The organism is Streptomyces sp. NPDC099050 (assembly GCF_044759865.1).
Classification (GTDB): domain Bacteria; phylum Actinomycetota; class Actinomycetes; order Streptomycetales; family Streptomycetaceae; genus Streptomyces.
Window position 1 is genome coordinate 12,464 of sequence record NZ_JBIWAE010000024.1, and the last position, 18,105, is coordinate 30,568.

An 18,105-nucleotide genomic window follows, 5' to 3' on the forward strand; every position below is an offset into this window, starting at 1 on the left:
CGATTTATGGGGCCTCGGGGGCGTATTGGTGAGGAGTGTGTACCGTTTTGCCCCCTTCGGGAATTGAACGGGTTCGGCGTGTCGTCGGTTCCCGGTCCATACGCCCAAGGCGCGTGACCCCGGTCACTTTGCTCGGACAAAGCGGACACAATCTTTGTGCACGCGTTCACAAAGACATAGCCTGCATTCGACGGGGTGGTCCTGGGACAAGTGGCCACCTGCAGCCCCGCTCATCCCGCAGGAGCATCGTGGCAACTGGCCGAACTCACCGACCGGCGACCCGCAGCCGAGGTATTCCCGAGGCCACTGTCGCCCGGCTTCCGCTGTACTTGCGTGCCCTCACCGCGCTCTCCGAGCGATCGGTGCCCACGGTGTCCTCCGAGGAGCTGGCCGCGGCCGCCGGAGTCAACTCCGCGAAGCTCCGCAAGGACTTCTCCTACCTCGGCTCCTACGGGACCCGCGGCGTCGGGTACGACGTGGAGTACCTCGTCTACCAGATCTCCCGCGAGCTCGGGCTGACCCAGGACTGGCCGGTCGTCATCGTCGGCATCGGTAACCTCGGCGCCGCGCTGGCCAACTACGGCGGTTTCGCGTCCCGCGGCTTCCGCGTGGCCGCGCTCATCGACGCCGACCCGGCCATGGCCGGCAAGCCGGTGGCGGGCATGCCCGTGCAGCACACCGATGAGCTGGAGAAGATCATCGAGGAGAACGGCGTCTCGATCGGGGTCATCGCGACCCCGGCGGGAGCCGCCCAGCAGGTCAGCGAGCGGCTCATCGCCGCCGGGGTGACCTCCATTTTGAACTTCGCGCCCACCGTGCTGTCCGTGCCCGAGGGCGTGGACGTGCGCAAGGTCGACCTGTCGATCGAGCTGCAGATCCTGGCCTTCCACGAGCAGCGCAAGGCCGGCGAGGAAGCGGCGGCCCAGGCCGCTGCCGGCGGTTCCGTCGCGGGCACCGGCACCGGGGCGGCTCCGGCCGCCGCCGTCGTGCCGCCCGCCGGGCGTGCCACCGCCGTCGCGCGCAAGGGCGGACCCGACGGGGACGTTCCGGCGGTGATGCCGGCATGAGTCTGCTCGTCGTAGGGCTGAGCCATCGCAGTGCGCCCGTGAGCGTGCTGGAGCGCGCCTCGCTGGCCGCCGATGCCAAGGCCAAACTGCTGCACGACACGCTCGCCGCGGAGCCGGCGGCGGAGGCGGCGGTGCTCGCCACCTGCAACCGGATCGAGCTGTACGCGGACGTGGACAAGTTCCACGCCGGTGTGGCCGAGCTGTCGACGCTGTTGGCGCAGCACAGCGGGGTGGCTCTGGAGGAGCTCACTCCTTATCTCTACGTGCACTACGAGGACCGGGCCGTCCACCATTTGTTCTCGGTGGCGTGCGGGCTGGACTCGATGGTCGTCGGTGAAGGGCAGATCCTCGGGCAGATCAAGGACGCGCTGGCGCTGGGGCAGGAGCTCCACACGGCGGGTCGGTTGATCAACGATCTTTTTCAGCAGGCGCTGCGGGTCGGCAAGCGGGCGCACTCCGAGACCGGGATCGACCGGGCGGGGCAGTCGCTGGTGACCTTCGGGCTGGAGCAGCTCGCGGTGCGGGTGCCGGTGGAGGAGTGGGCCGCCGGCAAGCGCGCGCTCGTCATCGGGGCCGGGTCGATGTCTTCGCTGGCCGCGGCGACGCTGGCGCGGGTGGGTGTGGGCGAGATCGTGATCGCCAACCGGACCGCCGAGCGGGCTGAGCGGTTGGCCGAGATTCTGGTTGCCTCGGGCACCGGGGTTACGGCTTCCGCCGTGCCGATGTCCGCTGTCGCGGGTGAGCTGGCTCGGGTTGATGTCGTCGTGTCCTGTACCGGGGCCACTGGGCTGGTGCTGACCGGGGATGACGTGGCCGTGGCCATGGAGGAGCGCCCTGCGGGGGCTGTCCCCTACCCGCCCTTCCACCGTTCCCCAGGGCTTCGCCCCGGACCCGATGCCGGTGCGGCGCCGTTGCCGGGGGCCAGCCCCCGGACCCCAGCGCCTCAAACGCCGGCGGGGCTGAGTGGCGCTGCGGGGCTGAGTGGCGCTGAAGCGCCGGCGGGGCTGGATGTGGTCCCGGCGGGGCTGCATTTGGCTGAGGCCGACCTCGTCGCGCGGCTTGCCGTGCTTGCGGGGGAGGGGCGGCGGATCGCCGATGCCGGGGCCGTGCGGAGCAAGGTGGTCGTCGAGGAGCGGGACGGGTGTCCCGTCGGGCTCGAGGCGCTTGCTTCCGATCCGGGGCGTACCGCCGACGGGCGGGCCGCGCTCGCCGGGGTGGACGCCGGGTCGCTGGAGCTGCACGGGACCTGGGCCGACCAGGGCGAGGCCGCCGCGCAGCGGCAGCAGCCGCGCAAGGGCGTACGGAGCCAGGTGGACGCGCAGCCCGTAGGGCTCGCGCTGCTGGATCTGGCCATGCCGCGCGACATCGACGCCGCCGTGCACCGGATTCCGGGAGTCAGGCTCGTCGACATCGAGTCGCTCGCCGAGACGAGCGCGGATGCGCCCATGGCCGCCGACGTGGACGCCGTACGCGCGATAGTGGCCGCGGAAGTGGCCGCCTTCGGTGCCGCCCAGCGGGCCGCGCACATCACGCCGACCGTGGTCGCCCTGCGCGCCATGGCCGCGGAGGTCGTCGCCATGGAAGTGGCACGGCTCGACGGGCGCGTGCCCGATCTCGACGAGCGGCAGCGGGCCGAGGTCACCCAGACCGTGCGGCGCGTCGTCGACAAGCTCCTCCACGCGCCGACCGTGCGCGTCAAGCAGCTCGCGAGCGAGCCCGGCGGCGCCGGGTACGCCGAGGCGCTGCGCGAACTCTTCGATCTCGACCCGCAGACGGTGGCCTCCGTCAGCCGGGCCGACGAGGCTGACAAGAACCACGACTCAGGACGGGCATCATGAATCCACGTCTCGACCAGCCGCTGAGGCTCGGCACGCGGCGCAGCAAGCTGGCCATGTCCCAGTCCGGGCATGTAGCCGAGGCGGTACGGGCGATCACCGGCCGGCCCGTCGAGCTCGTGGAGATCACGACCTTCGGTGACGTGTCCCGCGAGAGCCTCTCCCAGATCGGCGGCACCGGCGTCTTCGTCACCGCCCTGCGCGAGGCCCTCGTGCGCGGCGAAGTCGACTTCGCCGTGCACTCGCTGAAGGACCTGCCCACCACGCAGCCCGACGACCTCGTCATCGCGGCCATGCCGCCGCGCGAGGACCCGCGCGACGCGCTCGTCGCCCGTGACGGCCTGACCTTCGAGCAGCTGCCCGACGGTGCGCGGATCGGTACCGGTTCGCCGCGCCGCAGGTCGCAGCTGCACGCGTACGCCCGCTCGCTGGGGAAGGTCATCGAGACCGTCGCCATCCGCGGGAACGTCGACACCCGGATCGGGTTCGTGCGGGACGGTGAGCTCGACGCCGTCGTGCTGGCCGCCGCCGGGCTCAACCGGATCGGCCGCGGCGACGAGGCCACCGACCTGATCTCCGTGGACAACATGCTGCCCGCCCCCGGCCAGGGTGCCCTGGCCGTGGAGTGTCTGGCGTCCGACACGGACCTGATTTCCGCGCTCGCCGAGCTCGACGACCCGTACACCCGGGCCGCCGTGACCGCCGAACGCGCCCTGCTCGGCGCCCTGGAGGCCGGCTGCAGTGCCCCCGTGGGCGCGCTCGCCGACCTGCTGGCCGACGGGCAGATTGTCAATGAGATGCGCCTGCGGGGAGTCGTGGGAACCCTCGACGGTTCCACGCTGGTGCAGCTGTCCACCACCGGTCCCGTGCCCCAGTCGTACGACGAGGCCATGGCGCTCGGCCGCGAACTCGCGGACGAGATGCTGGCCAAGGGCGCGGCCGGTCTGATGGGGGAGCGGTCGCTTTGAACCCCACAAGCCCAACCACCTCCGCGTTTCCGTCCGTCGCCGTCCAGGGGCACGTCACCTTCCTCGGTGCCGGCCCCGGCGATCCGGGACTGCTGACGCTTCGCGCCGTGGAGGCCCTGGCCGCCGCGGACGTACTGATCGCGGAGCCCGAGGTGCTCGAGGTCGTACGTACGCATGCGCGCGCGGGGGTGGACACGCCACAGCTGACGATTGCTGACGAGAAGTCAGCAGCCGCCGGAGTCCCGGTCATCCGAGATGCCGCCAATCTTGTCATGGAGGCCGCGCGCTCCGGCAGGCGGGTCGTCCGTGCCGTCACCGGCGACCCCGGGCTCGACGGGAACGCGGCCGAGGAGATGCTCGCCTGCGCCACCGGCGGCATCCCCTTCGAGGTCGTCCCCGGCGTCGCGACCGCCGTCGGCGTGCCCGCGTACGCCGGTGTGCCGCTGGCCGGCAAGCAGGGCGCGGACGTGAGGTTCGTGAACGCGCGGACCGCCTCCGCGCGCTGCTGGAGCGAGGTGGGCGCCAGCGACGGCGTCCTCGTCGTCTCCGCGACGCTGGAGACCGTCTCGGCGGCGGCGGCCGAGCTGATCGGCGCCGGGCGCAAGCCCGACACCCCGCTCACCGTGACCGTGGCCGGTACGACGACCCGCCAGCGGACGTGGAGCGCGACGCTGGGCACCATCGCCCAGGTCTTCAAGCAGGGCAAGATCCTCCCCTCGCCCGAGGGCGCGCGCTCCGTCATAGCCGTGGTCGGGGAGCACGGCGCCGTCGCGCGCCGCGAGGAACTGTCCTGGTTCGAGTCGAAGCCGCTGTTCGGCTGGCGGGTGCTCGTGCCGCGCACCAAGGAGCAGGCAGCCTCGCTCTCCGACCAGCTCCGTTCGTACGGCGCGGTGCCGCACGAGGTGCCGACCATCGCCGTGGAGCCGCCGCGCACCCCGCAGCAGATGGAGCGGGCGGTCAAGGGCCTGGTGACGGGCCGCTACGAGTGGATCGCCTTCACCTCGGTGAACGCGGTCAAGGCCGTGCGCGAGAAGTTCGAGGAGTACGGGCTCGACGCCCGTGCCTTCGCCGGCATCAAGGTGGCCGCAGTCGGCGAGCAGACGGCCGCCGCGCTGGTGGAGTTCGGCGTCAAGCCCGACCTCGTACCCAGCGGCGAGCAGTCCGCCGCCGGACTGCTGGAGGACTGGCCGCCGTACGACCCGGTCTTCGACCCGATCGACCGCGTCTTCCTGCCGCGCGCCGACATCGCCACCGAGACCCTGGTCGCCGGGCTGATCGAGCTCGGGTGGGAGGTCGACGACGTCACGGCCTACCGGACCGTGCGCGCTTCGCCGCCGCCGCAGGACACGCGTGAGGCGATCAAGGGCGGCGGCTTCGACGCCGTGCTCTTCACGTCGTCGAGCACCGTGCGCAACCTCGTCGGCATCGCCGGCAAGCCGCACAACGTCACCGTGATCGCGTGCATCGGCCCGGCCACGGCCAAGACGGCCGAGGAGCACGGGCTCCGGGTCGACGTGCTGTCGCCGGAGCCGAGCGTGGGCAAGCTGGCGGAGGCCCTGGCGGAGTACGGGGCCGCGCGCCGCGAGGCCGCGAAGGAGGCCGGGGAGAGCGTGTACCGGCCGAGCGAGCGGCGGCCGGGGGCGCGCAGGCGTCGTACGACCTGATGGCCGCCTTAGCGGTGTTACTCAGCGGGGCCCGGGTGCGATGCGCGCCCGGGCCCTGTGGCATGTTCGGGCCGTGATCGTGATGACGGATCCCGGTGATGCGGATGATGCCGACGGTGCCGGCGGTGCCGGCGACGCGGTGGCCGTGCTGTGCGCGGCCGTGGCGGCGTACGACCAGGAGGCGGCCGAGGCGCTGGTGGAGGCCGGCGCGGACCCCGACCGGGTGCTGCCCGACGGGTCGACCCCGCTGCTGCGGGCCGTCGAGGGCGGCTCCCGGGCGATGGTGACGGCGCTGCTCGGCCACGACGCCCGCCTGCGGCTGCCGGAGGCGGAGCGCGGGCGGCTGCTGGACGCGGCCCGGCGCTGGTACGGGGCGGGCGCGGAGGCCGAGCTGCGGCGGCTGACGGGGGTGGCGGACCCGGCGGACGTCGCGTGGGTGACGGACTCGGAGTACGAGACCGTCCCCGAGATCGCCCTCGGAGGGCGGCGCGTACGGGCCGGACACGGCGCGGTCCTGACCGATCTGGAGTGGGCGTTCCGCATCCTGGCGCCGGTGGCGGAGCTGGTGGCCCGCGGGGTCCGGTCCCCGAGGACGGACCACGTGGACCGGAACGCGGCGCTGTACGTCCTGAACAGCCGTGTCAGTGCGCAGACTTGGGGCCAGGCGGTGGCCTTCCGGCACGATCCGGATCCGCTGCGGCGGGCCTTCGTGGTCGACGTGGTCCGGTACCGGATGTGGGGGTGGGCCGATACCGCGCACGCGGGCTGGTACGAGAAGGAGTGCGACCGGATCCTCGTCGAGTGGGAGGCCGAGGAGACCGACGCGGACGTACTGGGCAGGGTTCTGGAGGCCCTGGGCGAGGCGGAGGTACCCACCCGGGAGGCCATCGGGCTGCGGCGCGCCGGGCATCCCGACCCGGGGGTGCGGCGCTGGGTGCCGGGCCTCTTCGACTGGTGGCCGTCCGGGGACGCGCCTCGGGTGCTGTCCCCGGAGGTGCGGCGGGCGCTGCGGGAGCTGTGCCGCGACGAGAACGGCGCGGTGCGGGCCGAGGCCGCCGGGGTGCTGGCCGCCGAGGAACCGCAGGAGGAGGACCTGGCGCTGCTGCCGGACCTGCTGTGGGATCCGGACCCGGAGGTCGTGCGCCGGACCCTGCGCGGCCTCGGGTCCGTCACCCGCGGTGTGCCGGAGGTCGCCGAGCTGCTGGTGCGGTGCCTCGACTCCGACGATCCGGACGTCCGGCTGGGCGCGGCCCACGGCCTGGCGGTACGGGACGACCCGCGCACCCCGCAGGCCTATGCGAAGGTCGGCCCGCTGGGCCCCGAGTACGAGCACGACCACCGGACGGACGGGCTGTGGCGGTGGAAGTGGCGGAACGCGACGGGGCGGGACGGGCCGGGGCCGGGCTCTAGGCTGGTCCCGACTGCTGTCGAAGCTCGAAGAGGCGACTAGAAGATGAGCACGTACGGATCCTTCCCCGGCTCGCGGCCCCGCCGGCTGCGCACCACCCCGGCGATGCGGCGGATGGTCGCGGAGAACCGGCTGCACCCCTCGGACCTGATCCTCCCGGCGTTCGTCCGGGAGGGCATCAGCGAGCCGCTCGCCATTTCGGCGATGCCGGGCGTGGTCCAGCACACCCGGGACACGCTGCGGAAGGCGGCCGTGGAGGCGGTCGAGGCCGGGGTCGCGGGGATCATGCTCTTCGGTGTTCCGGCGGACGAGAACAAGGACGCGCGGGGCACGGCCGGCACCGAGCCGGACGGGATCCTCCAGGTCGCGATCCGCGATGTGAAGGCGGAGGTGGGGGATGATCTGGTGATCATGTCCGACCTGTGTCTCGACGAGTACACCGACCACGGGCACTGCGGGGTCCTGGACGAGCACGGCCGCGTGGACAACGACGCGACGCTGGAGCGCTACGCCGAGATGGCGCAGGTCCAGGCCGACGCGGGCGTCCACGTGGTGGGCCCGAGCGGGATGATGGACGGCCAGGTCGGCGTGATCCGCGACGCGCTGGACGAGACGGGCCACGACGACGTCTCGATCCTCGCGTACACGGCCAAGTACACCTCGGCCTTCTACGGTCCCTTCCGCGAGGCCGTCGCCTCCTCGCTCCAGGGCGACCGCAAGACGTACCAGCAGGACCCGGCGAACGCACGGGAGTCGCTGCGCGAGCTCGCCCTCGACCTGGAGGAGGGCGCCGACATGGTGATGGTCAAGCCGGCCGGTCCCTACCTGGACATCCTCTACCGGGTCGCGCAGTCGGTGGACGTCCCGGTGGCGGCGTACCAGATCAGCGGCGAGTTCGCGATGATCGAGGCGGCGGCGGAGAAGGGCTGGATCGAGCGCGACCGGGCGATCATGGAGACCCTGCTCGGCATCAAGCGGGCGGGCGCGGACACGATCCTCACGTACTGGGCGACCGAGGTCGCGCAGTGGATCCGGGCCGAGCAATAGGGCTCGGCCCGCCGCGCTGAGCGGTAGGCGGGAGGGGCCCGGGCGGGGATGCCCGGGCCCCTTCGCGTGCGCCCGCGGTGAGCGGCCGGAACCGGATGCGCCGGACGTGTTGAGCGGGCCACGAGCGGGCGCCGGTACAAAAGCGCTCACCTGCCGAATCAGGGCCGCGCCGCAGGACCACATCCCCGAAGGAAGCCCCATGGCCACTGACCAGATCTTGACCGGTTCTGCGCCGACCCCCTCCAGAACGGCGCCGCCCCGCACCGCCGCACCGCCGCCGCCCCGTACGACCCGGCTCGACTCGCTCACCGGCCTGCGCTTCCCCGCCGCGCTGCTGGTCTTCGCCCATCACGCCTTCCTGCCCATACCCCCGCTGCGGCTGCTGGCGGACGACGACACCGAGTACCGGCTGGCGAGTTGGTTCACGCAGGCCGGCGGGCTCGGCGTGACGTTCTTCTTCGTCCTCAGCGGGTTCGTCCTGACCTGGTCGGCCCGGGACCGGGACACCACGACCGGGTTCTGGCGGCGCCGGTTCGTCAAGATCTACCCGAACTACGTGGTCACCTGGGCGCTCGCCCTGTCGCTGTTCGCGCTGTACTACACCTCCGCGGGCGTCGCGGTGGCCAACCTGTTCATGGCGCAGGTCTGGTGGCCGGAGTACATGACCAACTTCAGCGTGAACGCGCCGAGTTGGTCCCTGGCCGTGGAAGCGGTCTTCTACCTCTGCTTCCCCGCCCTGCTGGCCGCCTTCAAGCGGATCGACCCCGGCCGGCTGAAGTACTGGATCACCGGCGCGGTCGCCACGGTCGTGGCCACCCCGGCCCTCGCGTACGCCCTCTTCCCGAGCGGCGACCGCATCCCCAGCGGCCACGACAGCTCGGTCTCGCAGTACTGGTTCAGCTACGTGCTGCCCCCGGTCCGCATGGCCGACTTCGCCCTCGGCATCCTGGTGGCGCTCGCCGTGAAGCACGGGCGCTGGCGCAACATCGGCATGATCTGGTCGAGCCTGCTGCTGGCCGCCGGCTACTGGCTGACCTTCCACGTGCCCTACCTCTACGGTCAGCGCGCCGTCATGATCGTGCCGATCGTGCTGGTGATCGCGGCCGCCGCGAGCGCCGACATCGAGGGCCGGCCCAGTGTGTTCCGGCACCGCGCGATGGTGTGGCTGGGCGAGATCTCCTTCGCCTTCTACCTGCTGCACTACATCACGATGTGTTCGCTGCGCTGGGCACTGGGCGAGGAGCAGATGTACTCGCTCCCGGTGACCCTGGGCCTGCTGGCGGGCGTCGGAGCGGCCACGCTGCTGATGTCCTGGGGCCTCTTCGCCTGGGTGGAGACCCCGCTCGTGCGCCGCTTCGGCCGCTCGCGGCGCCGTACGAAGACCGCCGGCTGAGCCGATTCGCATCGGATCCCGCCCGGGCGCACTCTGGAGACAGGGTGCATCGACCCCCTGGAGGTGATCCGCCATGACCACGCTCGTCGGGTGGCATGTGGAGCTCGAATTCACCGAGGAGGGCCACCGCACCAGTGCGGCGGCCCTGGTCAGACTCGGGGACGGCTCCGAGATACGGGCGCGCGGCTACGCCATGCGACACCCCTCCGACCCGGAACAGCTGAGGGTCGGGGAGGAAATCGCGGGCGCCCGCGCGCTGATGGACATCGCGTCGCAGATGCTGCAGAAGGCGCACTCGGAGATCGACGCGGCGACGGGCCGGCACTCGTACCCGCTGCACTGACGCACCGAGATCCGCACGCCGCGGCCCGTCCACGGGTATGGACGGGCCGCGGTGGTGTCTGCCGCCGGGGATGTCTGCCGCCGGGGATGGCTACCGCGTCCGCCGTTCGAAGACGACGGCCGACAGGGCTACGGACACCAGGCCGATGCCCGCGCACCAGGCCAGGGCGATCCAGGGGGCGTCGCCCGCCGGCTGCGCCAGGAGCAGGGCCCGCAGGGACTCGATCACCGGGGTCAGCGGCTGGTGGTCGGCGAAGCCGTGGAGCCAGCCGGGCATGGTGTCGATGGGGACGAACGCGCTGGACGGGTACGGCAGGAACATCATCAGGAAGGTGAAGCCGCCCGCGGCCTCCGGCGTGCCGGCGAGCAGCCCGAGCGTCGCGGCCAGCCATGAGATCGCGGTGATGTACGCGACCAGCAGCGCGGCGGCGGCCAGGTAGCCGGACGGCGAGGCCTGCGGGCGGAACCCGATGGCGAGGGCGACGGCCAGGACCAGGCCGGTGGACACGAGGTTGCGCAGGACCGAGGCCGCGACGTGCCCGGCCACGATCGGGATGCCGCCGATGTCCAGGGACCGGAGGCGGTCGATCACGCCCTCCTTCATGTCGGTGGCGACGCTGACGGCGGTGCTCGCCGCGCCGAAGCCCGCGCAGAGCAGCATCGCTCCCGGGACCACGTAGGTCACGTAGGCCGTGCCGGTGTCGATGGCTCCGCCGAAGAAGTAGACGAAGATGAGCATCAGCATGACCGGCAGCATCAACGCCGTGATCAGGACGTCCGGTTGGCGGCTGCTGATGCGCAGGCTGCGGCCGGTGAGGGTGTAGGCGGCGGTGGCTGTCGTGGTGGTCACGGAGCGGCTCCCGTCAGGGTGAGGAACACGTCGTCGAGGGTGGCGCCGCGGACCGCGAAGCGGTCCACGGCCGTGCGGTCCGGGTCGAGTGCGTCGAGCAGGGACCGGACGTGGGCGGCGCTGCCGTCGGTGGGCAGGCTGAGGCCGAGTTCCTCCGGGGCGAGGGTGAGGCTCTCCGTGGAGGCCGCGGCTTCCCCCGCGGTCAGCTCGAGCGCGCGCGGGGTCAGGGCCTCGTAAGCGGCCCGGTTGGCGAAGGTCAGGTCGAGGCGGTGGCCCGCCACGCGGGACTTGAGCTCCGCGGGGGTGCCTTCGGCGGCGATCCGGCCGCCGGCCAGGACGGCCACGCGGTCGGCGAGCCGGTCGGCCTCCTCCAGGTACTGGGTCGTGAGCAGGACGCTGGTGCCGTCGGTGCGCAGTTCCCGTACGAGTTCCCACAGGTCCTGGCGGCTGCGCGGGTCGAGCCCGGCGGTCGGCTCGTCCAGGAAGACCACCTCGGGGCGGGCGACCAGGCTCGCGGCGAGGTCGAGGCGCCGGCGCATGCCGCCCGAGTAGCTCTTCGCGGTGCGTCCGGCGGCTTCGGCGAGCCCGAAGCGTTCCAGCAGCTCCTCGGCGCGGGCCCGGGCCGCCCGCGGACGCAGTCCGTGGAGGCGGCTCATCATGCGGAGGGTCTCGGCGCCGGTTTGGAGGCCGTCGACGGCCGCGGACTGCCCGGTGAGGCTGATGGCCCGGCGTACGAGGGCCCGCGCGGCGACGGTGTCGTGGCCCGCGACCCGCGCGGTGCCGGAGTCGGGCTCGGTGAGGGTGGCGAGGATCCGGACGGTGGTGGTCTTCCCGGCGCCGTTGGGGCCGAGCAGGGCGAGGACGCTGCCGCGCGGGACGGCGAGATCGATGCCGTCGAGGACGCGCAGGGCGCCGTAGGACTTGGTCAGAGCTGTGGCGTGGATGCCGAGGTCGGTGCCGAGGTCGGCCATGGCGGACTCCGATCTGCGTTCTGCGTATGGGCTACGCGCCATTGCGTAAGTAATACACAGAACTAGGATGTGCGTCAACGACTCATGACGGAGGGTGGAGGGAGGGAGCGGCGATGGCGAACGAAGCGGAAGACGACGGCACGGGGCTCCCGGCGAGCCTGGCCATGGCCTGGGGCCTGCGCGAACGCCCCGGTAAGGGCCCGCGCCCCACCCTCACCCTCCAGCGGATCGTGGACGCGGCGGTGACGCTGGCCGCCGCGGAGGGGATGGACGCCGTCTCCATGGGCCGGGTGGCCAAGGAGCTGGGCGTCTCGACGATGTCCCTCTACCGGTACGTCACGGCGAAGGAAGAGCTGTACATCCTGATGGCCGACGCCGGCGTCGGCACCCCGCCGGAGCCGGCCGGCGGGGAGGGGCGGGGCTGGCGGGAGCTGCTGTCGGAGTGGGCGTTCGCGCAGCGCGCCGTCCTGATGGCGAACTCCTGGATCGTGCGCATCCCGCTCACCGGAGCGCCGGTCAGCCCGAACCAGCTCGCCTGGATGGAACGCGGGCTCGCGGCGATGACCGGGACCGCCCTGAGGGAGGGCGAGAAGGTCTCGGCGATCATCCTCATCGGCGGCCTGGTCCGCAACGAGGCGACGATGGTCGCGGACATGATGGACGCCATCGTGAAGTCCGGCGTCTCACCGGACCGGGTACTGGGTCAGTACGTACGCACCCTGCGGCTGATGACCGGCCCGGACACGCACCCGGCGGTGACGCGCCTGCTGGAGTCCGACGCGTTCACGGGCGCGGACGAGCCGGACTTCCAGTTCCGCTTCGGCCTGGACCGCATCCTGGACGGCCTGGCGGCGCTGATCAGCGAGCGGTCCACTCCGTGAGGGCGGCCCAGGCGGCGGGGGTCAGGTCGAGGACGGGGCCGTGGGGGACCTTGCTGTCGCGGACGTGGACCGAGTCCGGGCAGGTGGCGACCTCTACGCAGGCGGCGTATTCGCCGTCGCTGTACGTGGACTTCTGCCAGGCGATGGCCACCTCCAGGCAGGCGTCGCCGTCGTCGCCGCTGTAGCTCGACTTGAACCACTTCGGTGCGGTCGGGGCACTCATGTCTCTCCTAGCAGGCGGCTCAACAGGCCTCGCGTCTGCTCGGTGTTGAGGGCCTGAGTCCGCAGCATTGCATACCTGCGGGCGAGGATGCTGACCTCGCCCGGATTGGAGATCAACAGGCTGCCGCGCTGCATTTCGGAGTACGCGAAGTGCTGGTGGTCCGGCGTCTCCAGAAGAATGAACGGACCGTTGAGGCCTGGGTGGGTGGTCTGCCCAAAGGGCAGGATCTGCAGTGTGATGTTCGGCAGGTCCATACAGGTGCGCAGATGGTGCAGCTGCTCCAGATAGACCTCCTCCCCGCCGATGCGGGCCTGGAACGCGGCTTCCCAGAGGATGAAGCTGATGCTCGGTGGGGCCTTGCGGCGCAAGATGGCATGCCTGGCTACACGGCGGACCGTGAGGGCTTCGACCTCTTCCTCGGGGTGGGCCGGTACGCGGTTGCGGAACAGGGCCCTTGCGTAGCTTTCGGTCTGGAGCAGCCCCGGGATGCGGATGGACTCGTACCAGGAGAGTGCAACGGCCCTGCTCTCCAGATCCATGTACTCCTCCGCCCATGGAGGAGTCGTGTCCACCGGCGGCATTTCGTGTGCAGCGACGGTCAGCAGTCCTGGCAGACCCAGATGGTGATCCATCAGCTCCGCGACGTTCGGCATCAGCGCCCGCCGCCCCTGCTCGATGGACGCGATGGTCTCTTCGTCCAGCTGCACCAACACGCCGAGCTGCTTCTGCGTCAGGTTCTTGGCGATCCGGGCCGCGGCCACCATCCTCCCGACCATCTTCATGGTCGTCGCGTTCGGCCGTGCGCGTTTCCTCGGTGGCATGACGGTGAACTCCCCACCCTCGCGGCTGCACTACCCCGTGCCAACCCGTACTCATCACTGAGTACGGGTTGCCGTACTGCTCCACGCTAGTCACGTAACGCGACGATCGGCGCGTGAATCTGCATACTCAACCCGCCCTGGTCCAGGAGCGCCTCTACCTGCGCTCGCCCCAAACCATCGGCGCCGCACGACACTTCACACGTGACACCTTGGACGCGTGGGGCAGGGCGTCCCGGCAGGACGACCTGTTGCTCTGCGTGAGCGAGCTGGCGACCAACGCGCTGCGGTACGGGGTCCCGCGCGGCCGGGGCTACCTGCTGCGGCTGCTCACGTACGACGGGACGGTCCGGATCGAGGTGCATGACAGCGGGCCCGGGCTGTCGCGGATCCGGGAGCAGCCGCCGGGGCGGGGGCTGCTGCTGGTGGGGGCGCTGGCCGATGCGTGGGGGGTGTTGCCCCGGGCTCCCGGGAAGGTCGTCTGGTGCGAATTCCGGGGGCTCGGCTGCTAGCTTCGGCCCCTGGGGAAGTTCGGCCGAGGGGGGTCAATGACGCGTCCGTTGCGTTGGGTTGTGGTGGTCGGGGGGACGGGTGTCGCCTTCCTGATCGGGTTCCGGCTGGGGGTGTGGGCCCCCTTCGACTGGCTGCCGGAGAAGGACTCCGACCGGGTGTCGGTCGCCGCCGGGCTGGGCGGGGCCGCGGCCGCCGCGTGGGCGGCGTTCGGCGTCTGGTGGGCCAGCGGCGGCGGGGGCGGTGGGAACTCGCTGCGGCAGCGGGCCCGTGCGTCCGGTACCAGCCGGGTCTCGCAGACCGGTGGCGGTGCCTCCGGGCCAGTGGACCAGGTGGCGCGGGCCGACGGGGACTCCCGCGTACGGCAGACGGCCGCCGGCGGCGGTGAGCAGCCGCCGGATCCGGACCCGGCTCCGTGAGCGCCGAGCAGCGGGCGCGGGCGGATGGGTCCGCGACGATCATTCAGGTGGCCGGGGATTACAACGCCGCCCCGGGGCCCGAAGCCGATCCCGTACCCCCGGCCGCGTCGGGGCTGCCTGCGCCGCCTGCCGCGCTCGTGGGGCGGGACGGGCCGGTCAAGGTGCTCACCGACCTGCTCGACGAGGGCGGGGCTCCGGTGACGGTCGTGGCCGGGCTGCCCGGGGTCGGCAAGAGTGCGCTGGCCATCGCGACGGCCCATCGGGTGGTGGAGTACGGGTGGTTCGAGGACCGGGTGTTCTTCCTCCAGCTGCACGGCTACGCCCCGAACGGCGCGGTGAGCGGACCGCAGGCGGTACGGGAGATGCTGCGGTACCTCGGGGTGGGAGACGGGGACGCGCCGCCGTCGCCGGACGGGCAGGTGGCGCTGTACCGGGCCCGGCTGGCCTCGCTGGCGCGGGCCGGGCAACGGGTGCTGATCGTCGCGGACGACGCGGGGTCGGTGTCCCAGGTGCGGGACCTCGTACCGCCGGACGGCACGCACCGGCTTCTGGTGACCTCGCGGCACCGGCTGGTCGCGCCTGGCTTCGCCGCGCGGGTGGTCGGCCTGGACGAGCTGGCGGCGGAGCCCGCGGCGGAGCTGCTGGCCGGCGCGCTGCTGCGGACCTGGCCGGAGGATCCGCGGCCGGCGCGGGAGTCGCAGGCGCTGACGCGGATCGCGGACCTGTGCGGGCGGCTGCCCTTGGCCCTGACGGTGGCGGGGGCGCTGCTGGCGGGGGATCCGGGGCTGGCGGCGGGGGAGTTGGCGCGGCAGCTGGCCGAAGCGAGGACCCGGCTGGAGAAGCTGCACATCGACGGTGACGTGCCGGTCGGGGTGCGGGCCGCCTTCGACCTCTCGTACGCGCGGCTGCCGGCTGACCAGGCGCGGCTCTTCCGGCTGCTGACGGTGGTGCCGGGACCGGACTGCTCCACGATGTTCGCCCACCTGGTCACGTGCGAGGAGGTTCCCGCGCCCGGGGACCTCGCGGTCGCATCCGCCACGCTGCGGCCCGCGCTGGCCGCGCTCGTACGGGCCAGCCTGCTGGCGGAGCAGCCTGTCGGCTCGGGGCGGTGGCGGATGCACGACCTCGTACGGCTGTACGCGCTGGAGCGCGGAGAGGAGCACGCGGCAGTGGACGGCCGGGAGGCCGTGACCGACCGGTTCCTGAGGGGCCTGATCGAGGGCGCCGCACTCGCCGGGCAGACCATCGGGGCGCAGCCCGGTCCGGCCTCCACCGCGGACTCGCGCACGGTTGCCGAGGCGGCACACTGGTTCGAGTCCGAACGGGCCGTGTTGGTCGCCTCCGTGGTCTTCGCGGCCGACAGCGGCCGCACCCAGCTCGCCTTCGGGCTGGGCCCCCACGTGAGCACTCATCTGGGGACCTACGGGTACGTCGATGACGCCCTGGTGGTCGAGCGGATCATGGTGGAGTTGGCCATGCGCGAAGGCCCTCCAGAGGTCCTCGCGGTCGCGCTGTGCAACCTGACTGCCGTCATGCTCTTCTTCGCCGCGCGGGGCCCCGTGGACGAAGCGGACGAGTGCTTGAACGTCGCCCTCCGGACGTTCCGCGAGCTGGGCAACCGGGCGTGGGAGGCCAGGGCGATGGGGCTCTTGGGCGCCGTGCGCCAGAAGCAGGGCCGGTTCGAGGAGGCGACCGTGATCCTCCGGGAGGCGCTGGTGATCTTCCGGGAGCTGGGGAGGCGGACCGAGCAGCGAACGGCGATGGTCGGTCTCGGGCAGAACCTGGAGTCGCTGGAGCGGTGGGACGAGGCCGTGGCCGTGTACCGGGAGGCCGTCACGCTGGTGGTGGAGGACGGGAACCGCCACGGGACCGCGCTGCTGTACGGGGCACTCGGGGGCGCGCTGTGGCGGACTGGCAAGCGAGAGGAAGCCATGGCCGCGCAGGGGCAAGCGCTCGCCCTGGTGCGGGAGGCGGCCAACAGGTCGGAGACCGCCCGGATGCTCATCCACATGAGCCGGTCGTTGCTCGACGACGGCCGGTCGCAAGAGGCGCGGGCCGCGTGCGAGGAGGCCCTCGGGCTGTTCGCGGAGATCGGCCAGGAGTCCGGTCAAGCGGTGGCGCTGCTCGGTCTGGCGCAGATCCATGAGCGGGAGGGCCTGGTGGACGAGCAACTGGGGGCACAGGAGCGGGCCGTCGTGCTTTTCGTCCGGTCGGGCGAGGACGGAAATGCGGCCGCGGCGGTCACGGCGATGGCGTTGACCTTGAAGAGGGCGGGAGGTACGGCCGAGGCCGCCAGGGCCTTCGACGTGTTGGCGGATGCGTACGACGCCATGGGGACGGCCGAGTTGGCCGCGGCGGCCCGAAGCGCCGCGGAGGAGCTCCGCGGATCTCCGGCGGGGGATCGGGACGCCTCCGGGCCCGCTGCCGCGCAGGGGCCTTCCGGCGCACCCGAAGACACCCCCCGGCAGCGCTGGCGGGACCGCCTCAGGCGCTGAGGCGGGCCGTCAGGCGGGTCATCGCCAGCCGGAGTTCGCGCTCCGCGCCCAGGGGGACGATCGCCGCGCGGCCGGGGACGCGGACGCCGCCCGTCAGGGCTACTCGGGTGGTGTCGTCGGGGGCCGGGGTGGCGGCCATGCCGATGATGAGGAAGCGGCTCTGGAGCCAGCACCAGCCGGGGCGCAGGACGCCGTGGAAGTGGGCGCGTAGGCCGTACTTGCTGCGGGCCAGGGCTTCCACGCGGTCGCCGGTGAGGTGGAGGACGCGCACACGGCGCATGTCGGGCTGGAAGCGGGCGAACTCGCCCTCCAGGTCCGACATCACCGCCCAGACCTCCGCCAGGGGGGTGGGGAGGGTCGTTTCGACGACCCTCGCTCCCGGGATCGCGGCCGCCATGATGCGGAGGCGGGCAACAGGGTCGACGGGGTCCAGTGTGTGCGGGTGCGTCATGCGGACCACGCCTTCCGGAAGCTCGTACGGGCCCGGTGCAGCCGGGACTTGGCGGTGCCCGGCGGGACGCCGAGCAGGGTGGCGGCGGACTCCTCGTCGAGGCCTTCGACGTCGCGGAGGACCAGGACGGCCCGGTGGGCCGGCGAGAGGCGGGGCAGGACGTCCTCGATGTCGGCGGCCAGCTGCGGGTCGTCCCGGGCGGGTACGTCGGCCAGTTCGGCCGGGCGGTCGCGGGACGCGCGCCGGGCGGTGCGGACGGCTTCGCGGACCGCGATGGACCGGACCCAGCCGTACAGGGTCTCCGGGTCGCGGAGGGTGCGGAGGGAGCGGAAGACCGCGAGCAGCGCCTCCTGCGTGGCGTCGGGGCCGTCCGCGGGGGTGGGGAGGAGGCCGGCGGCCCAGCCCAGGCCCGCGAGGCCCCGTACGGCCAGCCCGGCGGCGACGGCGGCCGTCACCAGGCGGGCGGGCCGCCCGCCCCGGCCGTGTGCGTGCGCGAGCACGGCGGCGGCCCCGGTCAGGGTGAGCGCGGCGAGCGGCAGGACCACGGGCGGGCCGAAGGACACCTCGGAGCCGAGCACGGCCAGTGACAGGGTCCGCGCGTCGGGGGCGGGCCAGGTCAGGCCCGTGGCCCAGCACAAGTGGACCAGTCCGTCGGCGGCGAGCAGCGCGGCGAGTGCCCGCCCGGTGCGTATGCGGGTCGTGTCGTTCGTCGTGTCCTTCATGGTCGGCCCCCTCGGTGATGGAACGTTCCGGCAACGCTCCG

At 72.6% G+C, this 18,105-nt stretch carries 18 protein-coding genes; 12 read left to right on the plus strand and 6 right to left on the minus strand.

Going from position 1 to position 18,105, the window contains the following annotated elements:
• Nucleotides 1-248: 248 nt before the first annotated feature.
• From ACIQV3_RS31900 to ACIQV3_RS31935, 8 genes are all read left to right on the plus strand, one after another.
• Complete coding sequence (locus ACIQV3_RS31900) at nucleotides 249-1,067, plus strand: redox-sensing transcriptional repressor Rex (RefSeq protein ID WP_403718244.1); 819 nt, start codon at nucleotides 249-251, stop codon at nucleotides 1,065-1,067.
• Nucleotides 1,064-2,905 carry a glutamyl-tRNA reductase gene (locus ACIQV3_RS31905; protein WP_403718246.1) on the plus strand — a complete coding sequence of 614 codons (1,842 nt, stop codon included), beginning with the start codon at nucleotides 1,064-1,066 and terminating at the stop codon, nucleotides 2,903-2,905. Before ACIQV3_RS31900 ends, ACIQV3_RS31905 begins: the two co-directional genes overlap by 4 nt.
• On the plus strand, nucleotides 2,902-3,870 hold the full coding sequence (gene hemC / locus ACIQV3_RS31910; protein WP_403718249.1) for a hydroxymethylbilane synthase: 969 nt from the start codon (nucleotides 2,902-2,904) through the stop codon (nucleotides 3,868-3,870). The genes ACIQV3_RS31905 and hemC overlap by 4 nt, the downstream gene beginning before the upstream one ends.
• Nucleotides 3,867-5,534: a uroporphyrinogen-III synthase gene (locus ACIQV3_RS31915; RefSeq protein WP_403718253.1), complete on the plus strand. Its 1,668-nt coding sequence runs from the start codon at nucleotides 3,867-3,869 to the stop codon at nucleotides 5,532-5,534. The genes hemC and ACIQV3_RS31915 overlap by 4 nt, the downstream gene beginning before the upstream one ends.
• Before the next feature lie 82 nt (nucleotides 5,535-5,616).
• Nucleotides 5,617-6,984 carry a HEAT repeat domain-containing protein gene (locus ACIQV3_RS31920; protein WP_403718544.1) on the plus strand — a complete coding sequence of 456 codons (1,368 nt, stop codon included), beginning with the start codon at nucleotides 5,617-5,619 and terminating at the stop codon, nucleotides 6,982-6,984.
• Nucleotides 6,985-6,987: 3 nt separating this feature from the next.
• Entirely contained in the window at nucleotides 6,988-7,989 is a 1,002-nt protein-coding gene (gene hemB, locus ACIQV3_RS31925) for a porphobilinogen synthase (RefSeq protein WP_403718255.1), read from the plus strand.
• Nucleotides 7,990-8,188: 199 nt separating this feature from the next.
• Complete coding sequence (locus ACIQV3_RS31930; RefSeq protein WP_403718257.1) at nucleotides 8,189-9,382, plus strand: acyltransferase family protein; 1,194 nt, start codon at nucleotides 8,189-8,191, stop codon at nucleotides 9,380-9,382.
• Between the two features lie 73 nt (nucleotides 9,383-9,455).
• Complete coding sequence (locus tag ACIQV3_RS31935; protein WP_403718260.1) at nucleotides 9,456-9,725, plus strand: DUF1876 domain-containing protein; 270 nt, start codon at nucleotides 9,456-9,458, stop codon at nucleotides 9,723-9,725.
• A 90-nt stretch (nucleotides 9,726-9,815) separates the two neighbouring features.
• On the opposite strand, the gene ACIQV3_RS31940 is transcribed toward ACIQV3_RS31935, so the two are convergent.
• Complete coding sequence (locus ACIQV3_RS31940) at nucleotides 9,816-10,574, minus strand: ABC transporter permease (protein ID WP_403718262.1); 759 nt, start codon at nucleotides 10,572-10,574, stop codon at nucleotides 9,816-9,818.
• Entirely contained in the window at nucleotides 10,571-11,545 is a 975-nt protein-coding gene (locus ACIQV3_RS31945) for an ABC transporter ATP-binding protein (RefSeq protein ID WP_403718265.1), read from the minus strand. Before ACIQV3_RS31945 ends, ACIQV3_RS31940 begins: the two co-directional genes overlap by 4 nt.
• A gap of 113 nt (nucleotides 11,546-11,658) precedes the next feature.
• On the opposite strand from ACIQV3_RS31945, the gene ACIQV3_RS31950 reads away from it, so the two are divergent.
• Nucleotides 11,659-12,426, plus strand: coding sequence for a TetR/AcrR family transcriptional regulator (locus ACIQV3_RS31950; protein WP_403718267.1), 768 nt, complete (start codon nucleotides 11,659-11,661; stop codon nucleotides 12,424-12,426).
• On the opposite strand, the gene ACIQV3_RS31955 is transcribed toward ACIQV3_RS31950, so the two are convergent.
• Both ACIQV3_RS31955 and ACIQV3_RS31960 read right to left on the minus strand, forming a co-directional pair.
• Nucleotides 12,404-12,649 carry a DUF397 domain-containing protein gene (locus ACIQV3_RS31955; protein WP_403718271.1) on the minus strand — a complete coding sequence of 82 codons (246 nt, stop codon included), beginning with the start codon at nucleotides 12,647-12,649 and terminating at the stop codon, nucleotides 12,404-12,406. The two genes, ACIQV3_RS31950 and ACIQV3_RS31955, sit on opposite strands and share 23 nt — an antisense overlap.
• A complete protein-coding gene (locus tag ACIQV3_RS31960) occupies nucleotides 12,646-13,431 on the minus strand; it encodes a Scr1 family TA system antitoxin-like transcriptional regulator (RefSeq protein ID WP_403718273.1) in 786 nt (261 codons plus the stop codon). Before ACIQV3_RS31960 ends, ACIQV3_RS31955 begins: the two co-directional genes overlap by 4 nt.
• Nucleotides 13,432-13,583: 152 nt before the next feature.
• Here ACIQV3_RS31960 and ACIQV3_RS31965 point away from each other — a divergent pair, with 152 nt between their 5' ends.
• From ACIQV3_RS31965 to ACIQV3_RS31975, 3 genes are read left to right on the plus strand one after another with little or no spacing between them, the layout of a single operon-like run.
• Nucleotides 13,584-13,979 carry an ATP-binding protein gene (locus ACIQV3_RS31965; protein WP_403718276.1) on the plus strand — a complete coding sequence of 132 codons (396 nt, stop codon included), beginning with the start codon at nucleotides 13,584-13,586 and terminating at the stop codon, nucleotides 13,977-13,979.
• A gap of 36 nt (nucleotides 13,980-14,015) precedes the next feature.
• Nucleotides 14,016-14,396: a hypothetical protein gene (locus tag ACIQV3_RS31970; RefSeq protein ID WP_403718278.1), complete on the plus strand. Its 381-nt coding sequence runs from the start codon at nucleotides 14,016-14,018 to the stop codon at nucleotides 14,394-14,396.
• Nucleotides 14,393-16,891 carry a tetratricopeptide repeat protein gene (locus ACIQV3_RS31975; protein WP_403718280.1) on the plus strand — a complete coding sequence of 833 codons (2,499 nt, stop codon included), beginning with the start codon at nucleotides 14,393-14,395 and terminating at the stop codon, nucleotides 16,889-16,891. The genes ACIQV3_RS31970 and ACIQV3_RS31975 overlap by 4 nt, the downstream gene beginning before the upstream one ends.
• Here ACIQV3_RS31975 and ACIQV3_RS31980 read toward each other — a convergent pair.
• Nucleotides 16,881-17,342: a hypothetical protein gene (locus ACIQV3_RS31980; RefSeq protein WP_403718283.1), complete on the minus strand. Its 462-nt coding sequence runs from the start codon at nucleotides 17,340-17,342 to the stop codon at nucleotides 16,881-16,883. The genes ACIQV3_RS31975 and ACIQV3_RS31980 overlap by 11 nt on opposite strands.
• Nucleotides 17,339-18,064: an RNA polymerase sigma factor gene (locus ACIQV3_RS31985; RefSeq protein WP_403718285.1), complete on the minus strand. Its 726-nt coding sequence runs from the start codon at nucleotides 18,062-18,064 to the stop codon at nucleotides 17,339-17,341. The genes ACIQV3_RS31980 and ACIQV3_RS31985 overlap by 4 nt, the downstream gene beginning before the upstream one ends.
• Nucleotides 18,065-18,105 lie beyond the last annotated feature (41 nt).

Bases quoted from the DNA above. Each gene is read 5' to 3' on its own strand.
- ACIQV3_RS31950 (WP_403718267.1), top strand. From the start codon at position 11,659: ATGGCGAACGAAGCGGAAGACGACGGCACGGGGCTCCCGGCGAGCCTG.
- ACIQV3_RS31920 (WP_403718544.1), top strand. From the start codon at position 5,617: ATGACGGATCCCGGTGATGCGGATGATGCCGACGGTGCCGGCGGTGCC.
- ACIQV3_RS31905 (WP_403718246.1), top strand. From the start codon at position 1,064: ATGAGTCTGCTCGTCGTAGGGCTGAGCCATCGCAGTGCGCCCGTGAGC.
- ACIQV3_RS31970 (WP_403718278.1), top strand. From the start codon at position 14,016: ATGACGCGTCCGTTGCGTTGGGTTGTGGTGGTCGGGGGGACGGGTGTC.
- hemB (WP_403718255.1), top strand. From the start codon at position 6,988: ATGAGCACGTACGGATCCTTCCCCGGCTCGCGGCCCCGCCGGCTGCGC.
- ACIQV3_RS31935 (WP_403718260.1), top strand. From the start codon at position 9,456: ATGACCACGCTCGTCGGGTGGCATGTGGAGCTCGAATTCACCGAGGAG.
- ACIQV3_RS31985 (WP_403718285.1), bottom strand. From the start codon at position 18,064: ATGAAGGACACGACGAACGACACGACCCGCATACGCACCGGGCGGGCA.
- hemC (WP_403718249.1), top strand. From the start codon at position 2,902: ATGAATCCACGTCTCGACCAGCCGCTGAGGCTCGGCACGCGGCGCAGC.
- ACIQV3_RS31980 (WP_403718283.1), bottom strand. From the start codon at position 17,342: ATGACGCACCCGCACACACTGGACCCCGTCGACCCTGTTGCCCGCCTC.
- ACIQV3_RS31930 (WP_403718257.1), top strand. From the start codon at position 8,189: ATGGCCACTGACCAGATCTTGACCGGTTCTGCGCCGACCCCCTCCAGA.
- ACIQV3_RS31945 (WP_403718265.1), bottom strand. From the start codon at position 11,545: ATGGCCGACCTCGGCACCGACCTCGGCATCCACGCCACAGCTCTGACC.
- ACIQV3_RS31960 (WP_403718273.1), bottom strand. From the start codon at position 13,431: ATGAAGATGGTCGGGAGGATGGTGGCCGCGGCCCGGATCGCCAAGAAC.
- ACIQV3_RS31955 (WP_403718271.1), bottom strand. From the start codon at position 12,649: ATGAGTGCCCCGACCGCACCGAAGTGGTTCAAGTCGAGCTACAGCGGC.